General features: G+C 67.3%; 14 protein-coding genes. 5 read left to right on the top strand and 9 right to left on the bottom strand.

Translation table 11 applies throughout. The features are described 5' to 3' along the window. Window positions 1-8: 8 nt before the first annotated feature. Together ruvX and ACSYS9_RS04980 are read right to left on the bottom strand one after the other, a co-directional pair. Window positions 9-503: a Holliday junction resolvase RuvX gene (gene ruvX, locus ACSYS9_RS04985; protein ID WP_049400682.1), complete on the bottom strand. Its 495-nt coding sequence runs from the start codon at window positions 501-503 to the stop codon at window positions 9-11. Then, complete coding sequence (locus ACSYS9_RS04980; protein ID WP_004147177.1) at window positions 496-1,062, bottom strand: YqgE/AlgH family protein; 567 nt, start codon at window positions 1,060-1,062, stop codon at window positions 496-498. Before ACSYS9_RS04980 ends, ruvX begins: the two co-directional genes overlap by 8 nt. 91 nt (window positions 1,063-1,153) lie before the next feature. Between ACSYS9_RS04980 and ACSYS9_RS04975 the strand changes: the two genes are divergently transcribed. Then, window positions 1,154-2,941, top strand: coding sequence for a DUF4153 domain-containing protein (locus ACSYS9_RS04975; protein WP_071228057.1), 1,788 nt, complete (start codon window positions 1,154-1,156; stop codon window positions 2,939-2,941). Beyond that, window positions 2,938-3,480 (top strand): DNA-3-methyladenine glycosylase I, encoded by a 543-nt coding sequence (locus ACSYS9_RS04970; protein ID WP_049400680.1) that lies wholly within the window; start codon window positions 2,938-2,940, stop codon window positions 3,478-3,480. Before ACSYS9_RS04975 ends, ACSYS9_RS04970 begins: the two co-directional genes overlap by 4 nt. 73 nt (window positions 3,481-3,553) lie before the next feature. Here ACSYS9_RS04970 and ACSYS9_RS04965 read toward each other — a convergent pair whose 3' ends face one another. From ACSYS9_RS04965 to ACSYS9_RS04955, 3 genes are all read right to left on the bottom strand, one after another. After that, a complete protein-coding gene (locus ACSYS9_RS04965) occupies window positions 3,554-4,261 on the bottom strand; it encodes a YitT family protein (RefSeq protein WP_032130182.1) in 708 nt (235 codons plus the stop codon). 93 nt (window positions 4,262-4,354) lie between these two features. Continuing rightward, window positions 4,355-4,804 (bottom strand): GNAT family N-acetyltransferase, encoded by a 450-nt coding sequence (locus tag ACSYS9_RS04960; protein WP_071228056.1) that lies wholly within the window; start codon window positions 4,802-4,804, stop codon window positions 4,355-4,357. Between the two features lie 96 nt (window positions 4,805-4,900). Further along, on the bottom strand, window positions 4,901-5,113 hold the full coding sequence (locus ACSYS9_RS04955; RefSeq protein WP_071228055.1) for a DUF4287 domain-containing protein: 213 nt from the start codon (window positions 5,111-5,113) through the stop codon (window positions 4,901-4,903). 302 nt (window positions 5,114-5,415) lie between these two features. Between ACSYS9_RS04955 and ACSYS9_RS04950 the strand changes: the two genes are divergently transcribed. Next, window positions 5,416-6,315: a LysR family transcriptional regulator gene (locus ACSYS9_RS04950; protein ID WP_071228054.1), complete on the top strand. Its 900-nt coding sequence runs from the start codon at window positions 5,416-5,418 to the stop codon at window positions 6,313-6,315. 72 nt (window positions 6,316-6,387) lie between these two features. Here ACSYS9_RS04950 and ACSYS9_RS04945 read toward each other — a convergent pair whose 3' ends face one another. The 3 genes from ACSYS9_RS04945 to ACSYS9_RS04935 form a co-directional block, all read right to left on the bottom strand. Next, window positions 6,388-7,371: an aldo/keto reductase gene (locus ACSYS9_RS04945; RefSeq protein WP_071228053.1), complete on the bottom strand. Its 984-nt coding sequence runs from the start codon at window positions 7,369-7,371 to the stop codon at window positions 6,388-6,390. Between the two features lie 181 nt (window positions 7,372-7,552). After that, a complete protein-coding gene (locus tag ACSYS9_RS04940) occupies window positions 7,553-8,716 on the bottom strand; it encodes a PilT/PilU family type 4a pilus ATPase (protein WP_049400675.1) in 1,164 nt (387 codons plus the stop codon). Window positions 8,717-8,795: 79 nt separating this feature from the next. Beyond that, complete coding sequence (locus tag ACSYS9_RS04935; RefSeq protein ID WP_006422551.1) at window positions 8,796-9,833, bottom strand: type IV pilus twitching motility protein PilT; 1,038 nt, start codon at window positions 9,831-9,833, stop codon at window positions 8,796-8,798. 87 nt (window positions 9,834-9,920) lie between these two features. Here ACSYS9_RS04935 and ACSYS9_RS04930 point away from each other — a divergent pair, with 87 nt between their 5' ends. Next, entirely contained in the window at window positions 9,921-10,598 is a 678-nt protein-coding gene (locus ACSYS9_RS04930; RefSeq protein ID WP_071228052.1) for a YggS family pyridoxal phosphate-dependent enzyme, read from the top strand. Window positions 10,599-10,616: 18 nt separating this feature from the next. After that, entirely contained in the window at window positions 10,617-11,438 is an 822-nt protein-coding gene (gene proC, locus ACSYS9_RS04925; RefSeq protein WP_071228051.1) for a pyrroline-5-carboxylate reductase, read from the top strand. A 59-nt stretch (window positions 11,439-11,497) separates the two neighbouring features. Here the strand turns inward: proC and ACSYS9_RS04920 are convergent, their stop codons facing one another. Next, on the bottom strand, window positions 11,498-12,373 hold the full coding sequence (locus ACSYS9_RS04920; RefSeq protein WP_071228050.1) for a LysR family transcriptional regulator: 876 nt from the start codon (window positions 12,371-12,373) through the stop codon (window positions 11,498-11,500). Window positions 12,374-12,461: the final 88 nt, after the last annotated feature.

The raw sequence follows: 12,461 nt of genomic DNA, 5'->3' as shown, positions 1-12,461 counted from the left end.
TCGGGCAGTCAGGGAATGGGGGTGGCGTCGTCCGGCGACGACAGCCAACGGTCGATGATCACCGCCGCGGCAACGGCATCGAGGGCGGCCGCATCACGGCGGCGCTTGCGCCCTTCGGCGCGCTCGACAGCGAAGCGGCGGGCGGCCTCGACCGAGCTGGAACGCTCGTCGATCATCACCACCGGCAGCTTGAAACGTTCCCGCAGCTGGCGGGCAAAGCCCTGCGCGCGCTTGCGGTTGGGCTGGTCCTGGCCGTCCAGGGTCAGCGGGTCGCCGACCACCAGGCCGTCGGGCTTCCATTCCTTGAGCAGGCGTTCGATCGCGGTCCAGTCCGGGCCGTTGCCGTGCACATCGACCACCGCCACCGCGCGCGCATGCGCAGCGAAGGCACTGCCGATGGCCACGCCGATACGCCGCGAGCCAACATCGAAACCCAGAACGGTGCCATCACGGCGGATGGCCGGGGCAGCAGAATCCGGCGCGGGCGCGATGGGCTCAGACATGGCCGCTGTAGTCGGTCAGCCGGAACAGGTCCACACCGATACGCGAGGCTGCACCCTGCCAGCGCTGCTCCAGCGGCAGCTGGAACACCAGCTCGGCGTCAGCCGGTACGGTCAGCCAGCTGTTCTCGGACAGCTCGCTTTCCAGCTGCCCTGCACCCCAACCGGCACAGCCGAGGGTGACCACGGCATTGGCCGGGCCTTCGCCGCGCGCCATCGCTTCGAGGATGTCGCGCGAGGTGGTCAGGTACAGGCCTTCACCCACGATCAGGCTGGAATCCCATGCGCGTGCGTCGTCATGGATGACGAAGCCGCGTTCGGGATGCACCGGGCCGCCATTGAGCACCATGCGCGCCTGCAGGTCGCCATCACCGGTGGTGATGTCCATCTGCGCAAGCACTTCACCCAGCGTGTACTCGGAAGGCTGGTTGACCAGCACGCCCATCGCGCCGTTCTCGTCGTGCTGGCAGATCAGCGCGACGCTGCGGGCAAAGGTCGCGTCGAGCAGCGACGGCAGCGCGACGAGCAGGTGATCGGCAAGGGAGGTCGGCGTTACAGGCATGGGCCCATTCTACCTGCTGGGGGCGGGATGGTCGCGCGATGGTGCCGAACCGCGATGGGCTAGGATGGTGCTTTGCCATGGAAGGTCATCGATGCAGTCTTCATCGCCCCTGACCCTGCCGGCACGCAGCGCCATCGTCCTGATCGCGCTGCTGCAGGGCCTGATGCTGTATGCCGCACAGGAGCTGTCCGATGCGTGGCCGTTCCGCGATATCGGCTGGCGCTACTGCTGGTATGCCTGGGTGCTGGCCATTCCCAGCGCGGTGGCGCTGAGCCTGGTCGAGCTGGGCCAGCGCCGCCTGTGGCTGCAGGCGGTGCTCGGCTCGGCGGTGGTGCTGGCGCTGGCCGCCTGGATCGGCTGGAACCTCAACGGCGAGACCGCACTGGAATCGGGCGCACTGCAGTTCCCGCTGACCCTGGGCATGGCCGTGGCGGTGTTCGTGGCCCTGCCCTGGTGGCAGTTCCAGTTGCAGCACGGGCATTGGCGCGCCAGCTACCCGGAGCTGTTCGAGCGCGCCTGGCAGAATGGTTTGACCCTGGCCCTTGCCGCGCTGTTCACCGGGCTGACCTGGCTGCTGCTGTGGCTGTGGGCGGCGCTGTTCCAGCTGCTCGACGTGACCATCTTCCGCGACCTGTTCCGGCAGGACGCGTTCATCGCGCTGGCCACCGGCAGCCTGGCCGGGTTCGGCGTGCTGATCGGGCGCACCCAGCACCGCGCGATCCAGATCACCCGCCAGGTGCTGTTCGCGATCTGCCGCGGGCTGCTGCCGCTGCTCTCGTTCATCGCCGTGCTGTTCGTGCTGAGCCTGCCGCTGACCGGGCTGGAGCCGCTGTGGAAGACCCGCTCGGCCGCCAGCCTGCTGCTGGTGCTGTCGCTGCTGCTGGTGTCATTCACCAATGCGGTCTACCAGCAAGGCGACGACACCGCGCCCTACCCCGTCGTGCTGCGCCGGCTGGTCGAGGCCAGCCTGCTGGCGCTGCCGGTCTATGCGGTGCTGGCGCTGTATGCACTGGGCCTGCGCGTGGTGCAGTACGGCTGGACCCTGGACCGCTTCTGGGCGGTGCTGATCGCGTTGGCCGTGGCCGGCTATACACTGGGCTACGCGCTGGCGGTAGTCCGCCGGCAGGGCCGCTGGCTGCAGACGCTGGAGCCGGTCAACCGCTGGATGTGTTGGGCGGTGCTGGCACTGGCATTGCTGGGCAACTCGCCGCTGCTGGACCCGGTGCGGCTGACCCTGTCCAGCCAGTTGGCGCGCCTGCGTGCGGACCCGCCAGCGATCACCAGCAGTGACGTCAACGTGCTGCGCTTCGATCTTGGGCGCCGTGGCGTGCAGGCGCTGCGCGAGCTGCAGCGTGATCCGGCCATCACCGCCGATGCCAACGCGCCACAGGTGATCGCTGCCGCGCTGGCACGTACCTCGCGCTGGGACGATGGACAGCGCCTGGACAAGGGTCTGCAGGACGTCGCCGCCCTGCAGCGCGCGCTGAAGCTGGCCAAGGGATCCAGCTCGCCACCGGACGATTGGTGGCAGGCACTGGCCACCCGCGCGATCAATGGCGAATCCTGCGCCCAGAGCGAGCGCGACTGCCTGATCGTGCATCGCGACCTGGATGGCGATGGCAGCAACGAGGTGCTGCTGTGCGAGCTGTACACCCACCGTGGGCCGGACTGCGTGCTGTACGCACGTGGCGGGGATGGCCAGTGGCGCCGGGCCGGTTCGCTGTTCGGCACCGTCAGCGGCCAGGCCGAGGCGATCAACCAGGCCCTGCGTGACGGCAAACTCACGCTTGTGCCACCGCGCTGGCCGATGCTGTCCATCGGCGGGCGCCCCGCGCTGGCCATCGATCCCGAACCCGAATCCAACGAGCCTTCCCCATGAGCGGTTACTGCCTCATCGCCCCGGGCCATCCGGTGCACGACTACTACCACGCCAACGAATACGGCTTCCCGCAGCGTGACGAGCGCGAGCTGTTCGAGCGGCTGGTGCTGGAGATCAACCAGGCCGGGCTGAGCTGGGAGACCATCCTGAAGAAGCGCGAGGGCTTCCGCGCGGCCTATGACGGCTTCGATGTGGATCGGGTTGCAGCCTACGCCGAGCAGGACATCGAACGGCTGCTGTCGGACGCAGGCATCATCCGCAACCGGCTGAAGGTGCTGGCGGCGATCCACAACGCACAGGTGATCCAGCAGCTGCGGGCCAGCCACGGCAGCTTCGCGGCGTGGCTGGACGCGCACCATCCGCGCAGCAAGGCCGACTGGGTGAAGCTGTTCAAGAAGACGTTCCGCTTCACCGGCGGCGAGATCACCGGCGAATTCCTGATGAGCCTGGGCTACCTGCCCGGTGCGCACGCCGAGGACTGCCCGGTGCATGCGCGGCTGCTGACGCTGTCGCCGCCGTGGTTGCAGGCCTCCCGGTAGTGCCGGCCGCTGGCCGGCAGCCTCGGAATGCTGCAGGTGTTGCCGGCCAGCGGCCGGCACTACCGTCGAATCGTCACACGCCCATGTAACGGCCCGGGCGGTGGTTGAACATCAGCACCAGGCTGAGCACCACCGCGCCGATCGCCGAGTACAGCACCTTCGACGGCGACAACACGAAGAACGCGGCCACCATCAGGCAGGCGTCGTAGGACATCTGCACCTTGCCCGCGCTCCAGCCACGGGTGCGCTGCAGGTACACCGCCAGGATGCCGATACCACCGAGGCTGGCACGGTGCCGGATGAAGAACAGGATGCCCAGGCCGGACAACGCACCACCGACGATCGCCGAATACAGCGGGTTGATGTGCGAGAAATCGATCCAGCGCGGCAGCAGGTCGGTCAGCACGCCACAGGCGGTGACCGCGGCGAAGGTCTTCAGGGTGAATTCCCAGCCCATGCGCCGCAGCGCCACCCAGTAGAACGGCAGGTTGACCAGCACGAACACCAGGCCGAAGTTCCAACCCATTGAGTAGTGCAGCAGGAAGGCCATGCCGGCCATGCCGCCGATCATCAGCCCACCCTTGGCGAAGATGGCCAGGCCCAGCGAGGCCACCATCGTGGCCAGCACCATGCCCTGCACGTCCTCGGCGATCGAGTGGCGCAGCGCTTTTTCGTCGGCGGTGGTGCCGGCACTGTCGGGCGGCGGGGTCAGCGGACCAGCGGTGACCAGGTGGCCGTCAGCGTCGTCGCACGGCGCGGGGCCATGGGCGGGAAGGGACATACGGGTGGGGGAACAGCAGGTGGGGAGCGATATTAGACACGATCTGCATGACAGTTGCAGATGAAATCGTTCAGCTGCGATCGCCCATTCAGGTTATTCCGGAGGCGTCACCGGCAGCACGGCCAGCATGTCCTCGCCATCATCGTCCATGCCTGTCTCGACGAAACCGAAGCTGCCATAGAAGGCGCCCGCCACCGGATTGCGCGGGTTGTAGCAGATCTCGATCTCGGCCAGGCCGGGCGTGTCCCGGATCTGCGCCAGCGCCACTTCCAGCGCGCGGCGCCCGATGCCACGCCCCTGCCAGCGCTGATCGACCATGAAGCGCCAGATCGAGATGCGCTGCGGCGTCTCCGGCACCCACATGAAGAACCCGACCAGCTCGCCATCGGCCTGGATGGCGCGGGTCTGGTAGCCGGGATGGAATGCTGCCTGCACCAGCGACCAGGTATTGCCGGCGACGAAATCCTGCTGCGCCTCACTGACGTCGAGGTCGCACACGGCTTCGTAGTTGTCGACGGTGATCGCGTCCAGCGTGACCTGCATGAGGGCGTCCTGCCTCGGGATGAACGCCCAGTCTGCCTGACTCTGATTGCCGTGTGGCCAAGCCCCACACGGCCATTCAGCGCAGCGTTGCCTGCCTCATCCCTTTCCGGCCAGATGATGCGCCACCAGCGCGTTGGCGTGGCCATGGCCCAGCCCATGCTCGCCTTTCAGGAAACTGACCAGCTCCATGTGTTTCAGGCCCTTCTTGCCGGCCAGCAGGCCGAACCAGTGCGTCACCGGCTGCCCGTAGGTCTTCTCGATGGAGGGGAAGTACGAGGCCGTGCCCTTCGGCTTGGTGTCAGTGCTCATGTGCAGCTCCTGTTGAAGTCATTCATTCGACGAACCACAGTCCCTGAAATCGACATCCCCACACGCCTACACAGAATGGGGTCGGAGCCGTTCCAACAGCTCGCGGGAAATTGTCGAAGGCGGGGCGGCTCAGGTTGCGGGGGCGTGAGCGCCATGGATGGCGCGACCGAGGCTACATGGACGTACTTGCGCCGTCCCCCGCAACCTGAGCCCCCCCGCCTCCCACGGGAAGCCAGCTTTTGACGTTGCCATTGACGTTGTTTCGGCGGGTGCCGGGCGCAGCCCGGCCGTATCATCCCGCCATGCCCCGTGAAAACCTCAACGACCTGCAGGCCTTCGTCCACGTTGCCCGCGAGGGCAGTTTCACCCGGGCCGCCGCCCAGCTGGGCGTTTCCCAGTCGGCGCTCAGCCATGCCATGCGCGGGCTGGAAGAGCGACTCGGCGTGCGCCTGCTGACCCGCACCACCCGCAGCGTGTCCACCACCGAGGCTGGCGCCCGCCTGCTCGATACCCTCGCCCCGCGCCTGGCCGAGATCGAGGACGAACTGGCCGCACTGGCCGAGTACCGCGAGCGACCGGCCGGCACCATCCGCATCAATGCGACCGGCCATGCCGCCGAGTACATCGCCTGGCCGCGGCTGGCGCCATTGCTGCAGCAGTATCCGGACCTGAAGGTGGAACTGGCTGCCGACTACGGGCTGGCCGACATCGTCGCCGAGCGCTACGACATCGGTATCCGCCTCGGCGAACGGCTGGCGCGCGACATGATCGCGGTACCGGTCAGCACACCGCTGCGCATGCGCGTGGTCGGTGCGCCCAGCTACTTCCGCCAGCACGTGGTGCCGCGGCATCCGCACGACTTGGCCGAGCACAACTGCGTGACCCTGCGGCTGCCCACGCATGGCGGGCTGATGCCGTGGGATTTCGGCCAGGACGGCAACGAACTGAGCGTGCGCGTGACCGGTCAGTGGACCTTCAACACCATGGGCATGACCCGCGCGGCTGCACTGGCCGGCAGCGGCCTGGCCTGGCTGCCGGAAGACCAGGTGCAGCCGATGCTGGACGATGGCCGCCTGCAATCGGTGCTGGACGACTGGTGCCCGCACTTCGATGGCTACTACGCGTATTACCCGTCGCGCCGCCACGTCACCGTGGCGATGCGGACGGTGCTTGATGCGCTGCGCGGGCCGATGGCTGGATGAGCTGAGGAGTGCGGACCAACGGTCCGCACCCACCCCGGTCCGCACCCGCCAGAGGCAGGGGGGGGCCGGCGGTCAGCCCTTGGCCTGCGCGGCGCGCTGCGCGTTGTAGCGCTCACCGACAATCGACACTTCATCCAGCGCCTGCGCGATGCGTTGCAGTTCCTCCGGCGCCAACTGCAGGTCGGCCGCGCCCAGGTTTTCTTCCAGGCGATGGATCTTGGTGGTGCCCGGAATCGGCACGATCCACGGTGCCTGCGCCAGCAGCCAGGCCAGCGCTACCTGCGCCGGCGTCGCGCCACGTGCGGCAGCGATCGTGCTGATGCGGTCAACCAGCGCCTGGTTGGCACGACGCGCCTCCACTTCAAAACGCGGCACGCTGTTGCGGAAGTCGTTGGCGTCGAAGGTGGTGTCGGCGTTGATCGCGCCGGTCAGGAAACCACGGCCCAGCGGGCTGAACGGTACGAAGCCGATGCCCAGTTCCTGCAACGTGGGCAGCAGCTCGCGCTCCGGCTCACGCCACCACAGCGAGTACTCGCTCTGCACGGCGGCCACTGGCTGCACCGCATGCGCACGGCGAACGGTCGCGGCGCTCGCCTCGGACAGGCCGAAGTGGCCGACCTTGCCCTCGGCGATCAGGTCGCGAACGGTGCCAGCGACATCCTCGATCGGCACGTTCGGGTCCACGCGGTGCTGGTAGAACAGGTCGATATGGTCGGTGCGCAGGCGCTTGAGGCTGGCCTCCGCCACCGCGCGGATGTTCTCGGGACGGCTGTCCAGCCCGGTATCGACGCGCGCATCCTTGAAGCCGAACTTGGTGGCGATCACCAGCCTGTCGCGGTACGGCGCCAGCGCCTCGCCGAGCAGGTCTTCGTTGGTGTAAGGGCCGTACACTTCGGCGGTGTCGAAGAAGGTCACGCCACGCTCGACGGCGGCCTGCAGCAGGGCGATGCCCTGGCCCCGCTCCACCGGTTGGCCGTAGCCATGGCTCAGGCCCATGCAGCCCAGGCCGAGGGCGGAAACCTTCAGGCCACTGCGGCCGAGTTCACGTGTCTGCATCGTCGTGCTCCAGAGGGGGGAGCGCTGACGATACGCCTGCAGAGCCCACGGATTGAATGGGCAGCATTGCAGTTGGTCATGACTGGAATTCATCAATGCGCGGAGCCGCCCGCCCGTAGCGTCGAGCTTGCTCGACTCGACAAGAACAGTCGAGCAGGCTCGACGCTACGGAATACCCAGGTCACCGGATCTCGGAGATCTCCACGCCATCCAGCCCCTGCGACAGGGTGCGGGCGTCGCCGCCCTGGCTGAGCTTGATGCGCAGGCGCACTTCGTTCTGCGAATCGGCGTAGCGCAGTGCGTCCTCGTAGCTGATCTCGCCCGCCTGGTACAGCTCGAACAGGCTCTGGTCGAAGGTCTTCATGCCCAGCTGGACCGAATCCTTCATCACTTCCTTCAGCTTGTGGATCTCGCCGTCGCGGATGTAGTCCTGCACCAGCGGCGTGCCCAGCAGGATCTCCATCGCCACCTTGCGCGAGCGGCCATCGGGCGACGGCACCAGCTGCTGCGCGACCACGCCCTTGAGGTTCAGCGACAGGTCCATCAGCAGCTGGTTGCGGCGGTCTTCCGGGAAGAAGTTGACGATGCGGTCCATCGCCTGGTTGGCGTTGTTGGCATGCAGGGTGCACAGCACCAGGTGGCCGGTTTCCGCGAACGCGATGGCGTGGTCCATGCCTTCGCGGGTACGCACCTCGCCGATCATGATCACGTCCGGCGCCTGGCGCAGGGTGTTCTTCAACGCGGCTTCCCAGCTGTCGGTATCGATGCCGACTTCGCGCTGGGTGATGATGCAGCCCTCGTGCTTGTGCACGAATTCGATCGGGTCTTCGATGGTGATGATGTGGCCAGTCGAGTTCTGGTTGCGGTAACCGATCATCGCCGCCAGCGAGGTCGATTTACCGGTACCGGTGGCACCGACGAACAGGATGATGCCGCGCTTGGTCATCGCCAGCGTCTTGATGATCGGCGGCAGGCTCAGCTCTTCCACGGTCGGAATGCGCGTCTCGATGCGACGCAGCACCATGCCGACCTGGTTGCGCTGGTAGAAGCAGCTCACGCGGAAGCGGCCGACGCCGGACAGGCCGATGGCGAAGTTGCACTCGTGGGTCTTCTCGAATTCCTCGCGCTGCGCCGGGGTCATCACGTTGAGGACCAGGTCGCGGCTCTGCTGCGGCGTGAGCGGGGTCTGCGTGATCGGCGAGATCTTGCCGTTGACCTTCATCGCCGGCGGCATGCCGGCGGTGATGAACAGGTCCGAGGCGCGCTGGTGCGCCATCAGCTTGAGGAACGAAGTGAAATCGATGGTGGTCGCGGTGGTGTTCACGGCGGGCTCCCAATGGGGCATGTACCAGGAAACGGTCGGAGGCGGAAACGGCGCGGAAACGGCGGCGCACTGGCGCACGCCGTCCCGTTGCGGCCCCGCCTTACTCGAACAGGCGCTTGTCCTTGGCGTAGTCGCGGGCCTGGTTGCGGGTGATCAGGCTGCGCTTGACCAGGTCCTGCAGGTGCTGGTCCAGGGTCATCATGCCGTACTGCTGGCCGGTCTGGATCGCCGAGTACATCTGCGCCACCTTGTCCTCGCGGATCAGGTTGCGGATGGCCGGGGTGCCGACCATGATTTCCCACGCAGCGGTACGCCCGCCACCGACCTTCTTCAGCAGCGCCTGCGAGATCACCGCACGCAGCGATTCGGACAGCATCGAACGCACCATCGGCTTTTCGCCGGCCGGGAACACGTCGATGATACGGTCGATGGTCTTGGCCGCCGAGCTGGTGTGCAGAGTGCCGAACACCAGGTGGCCGGTTTCCGCGGCGGTCAGTGCCAGGCGGATGGTTTCCAGGTCACGAAGTTCGCCGACCAGGATGATGTCCGGGTCTTCACGCAGTGCCGAGCGCAGCGCTTCGTTGAAGCCGTGCGTATCGCGGTGCACTTCGCGCTGGTTGATCAGGCACTTCTGCGAGGTGTGCACGAATTCGATCGGATCCTCGACGGTGAGGATGTGGCCGTATTCGTTTTTGTTGATGTAGTCGATCATCGCCGCCAGCGTGGTCGACTTGCCCGAGCCGGTCGGGCCGGTCACCAGGATCAGGCCCTGCGGCTGCTGGATCACTTCGCGGAACAACGGCGGGCAGGCCAGGTCCTCGAGGGTGAGCACCTCGGACGGAATGGTACGGAACACCGCACCGGCGCCGCGGTTCTGGTTGAACGCGTTGACACGGAAGCGCGCCAGCGACGGGATCTCGAAGGAGAAGTCCACTTCGAGGAATTCCTCGTAATCGCGGCGCTGCTTGTCGGACATGATGTCGTACACCAGCGCGTGGACCTGCTTGTGGTCCAAGGCTGGGATGTTGATCCGGCGCACGTCGCCGTCCACGCGGATCATCGGCGGCAGGCCTGCGGACAGGTGCAGGTCGGACGCTTTGTTCTTTACGGAAAACGCCAACAGCTCGGCGATATCCATGAGCGGCTACTCCCCAATAACGGCTTCGACTGGAAGGATCTTTCCCCGGGCGGCAGTATAGCCTCCTGATTCAACGGAACGCGTTACGTGGCCACTCCTCTGCCCCAGATCCTGAGCAACCTGCACGCCGCCGCCGAGGCCGCTGGCAGGCCCGACCCACGCCTGCTGGCGGTGTCCAAGACCCAGCCGGCCGAGGCCGTGGCCGCGCTGGCCGCACAGGGCCAGCACGCCTTCGGCGAGAACTACGTGCAGGAAGCACTGGCCAAGATGCAGGCGCTGCAGCACCTGGCGCTGGAATGGCACCTGATCGGCCACCTGCAGTCGAACAAGGCCGATGCCGTGGCCAGCCATTTCGACTGGGTGCAGAGCGTGGACCGTTCCAAGCTGGTGACCGCGCTGGCACGCCATCGCCCGACCGCGCGTGGCCCGCTGAACGTACTGATCCAGGTCAACATCGACGATGAATCCAGCAAGCATGGCTGTGCACCGGAAGAAGTGGATGCACTGGCCGCCGCGATTGCCGCCGAACCCAGCCTGCGCCTGCGTGGCCTGATGGCGATTCCCGCACCGTGGCCGGAAGCGGAGCGCCGTCGGGATGCGTTCGTGCGCATGCGCACACTTTTCCAGTCGCTGGCTGCCCAGCACGCGCGGATCGACACGCTGTCGATGGGCATGAGCAGCGACTACGCCGAAGCCATCGCCGAGGGTGCCACCCTGGTGCGCATCGGCACCGCCCTGTTCGGCGCCCGCCCGGGCCCGGCCTGATTTTCCAAGGAGACTTCCATGGCAGCTGATTCCATCACCTTCATCGGCGGCGGCAACATGGCCCGCAGCCTGATCGCCGGCCTGATCCGCCAGGGCGTGCCTGCCGCGCACATCCACGTGGCCGAACCGGTGGCCGCACTGCGCGAGTCACTGGCTGCCGACTTCGGCGTGCAGGTGCACGACAACGCCGCCGATGCCGCCGCGCACGGCCGCACCTGGCTGCTGGCGGTGAAGCCGCAGGTGCTGCGCGATGTGTGCCAGTCGCTGCAGGCGCTGGCACAGGCGAACCGACCGCTGGTGGTGTCGATTGCCGCCGGCATCACCAGCACGCAGCTTGAACGCTGGCTGGGCGGGAACCTGCCTGTGGTGCGCGCGATGCCGAACACGCCGGCCCTGCTCGGCGCCGGCGTGACCGGCCTGTACGCCACCGCGTCGGTGGACGCGCAGCAGCACGCACGCGCCGAACAGGTGCTGGCCAGTGCCGGGCGCACGGTGTGGATCGACAGCGAGTCGCTGATGGATTCGGTGACTGCCGTATCCGGCAGCGGGCCGGCCTATGTGTTCCTGCTGGCCGAAGCGATGGAAGCGGCAGGTATCGCCCAGGGCCTGCCGGCCGACGCTGCGCGTGCGCTGGTGGTGCAGACCCTGCTGGGCGCCTCGCGCATGCTTGATGAGGCCGGTGAAAGCCCGGCCGAGCTGCGCCGTCGCGTGACCTCGCCGAACGGCACCACCCAGGCCGCGATCGAGAGCTTCCAGGCCGGTGGTTTCGAGGCGCTGGTGAATACGGCGCTGCGCGCCGCGCAGGTGCGTGGGCAGGAATTGTCTGCGGCGAATGATTGATCCCGATGTGTGCCGACCAACGGTCGGCACCTACCATCATCCACGCATGGCGTGGATGTTCACTGCCCCAATGTGGCCATGACGAAATCGACGAAGCACTGCAACCGCGGGCGCGGCCGTCGATCCGGCAGGTAGATCAGATGCATGGGCCGCGGTTCGGGCAGGTAGTCGCGCAGCAGCGGCTTCAACCGCCCGGCCGCGATTTCGCCGGCCAGCAGCGCGGCCGGCTGCAGCACCAGCCCTGCGCCGGCCACGGCGGCCTCGCGCAGTGCAACACCGTCGTTGCAGGTCAGCCGCGCCTCCCAGTCCACCTGTTCGCCGTTGGCCAACTGCCAGCCATGGCCACCGCGCCAGGCCAGGTGGCTCAGGCAATCATGCCCCTGCAGATCCGCGGGCGTGCGCGGCGTGCCGCGCCGGCGCAGGTAGGACGGTGCCGCACACAGGCTCATTGCATACGGCGGCAGCGGCCGCGCCACCACCTCCTGCGATGGCAGCGGCCCGACCCGGATCGCCACGTCGAAGCCATCCTCGATCAGGTCCACGCGGCGGTTGCTCAGGTCCAGCTCGATGTTCAACTGCGGCTGCGCGCGCAGCAGGCCGGCCAGTTGTGGCGCCAGCACACAACTGCCCCAGGTGGTTGGCGCGCTGACCCGCAGCAGTCCGCGGGGTTGTACCTGCAGGCCGGCCACGTCCGCCTCCGCCTGCTGCACCTGCTCCAGCACCTGCCGGCACCCGGCCAGGTAGGCGCTGCCGGCTTCGGTCAGGCGCTGGCGGCGGGTATTCCGTTGCAGCAGCGCGGTACCCAGGTGCGCCTCCAGCTGCTGGATGTACTTGCCGACCATCACCGCTGAGACCTGCAGCTGTTCGGCGGCGCCGGCGAAGCTGCCACGTTCGGCGACCGCCACGAAGGCCTGCATGCAGCGAAGGGTATCCATTACTAATCCAGAGTTAGGAATCTGCGAAGCATACGCCGCTTACCCAACGCCACTGTGAGGGCGCAGACTGCGCCCATTCCCCCTCTCG

It is taken from the genome of Stenotrophomonas sp. STK17_22 (genome assembly GCF_051983905.1).
GTDB classification, from domain to species: Bacteria; Pseudomonadota; Gammaproteobacteria; order Xanthomonadales; family Xanthomonadaceae; genus Stenotrophomonas; species Stenotrophomonas maltophilia_A.
The sequence above is the reverse complement of the archived record's forward strand: the minus strand, read 5'-3'. Positions and strand labels throughout refer to the sequence as shown.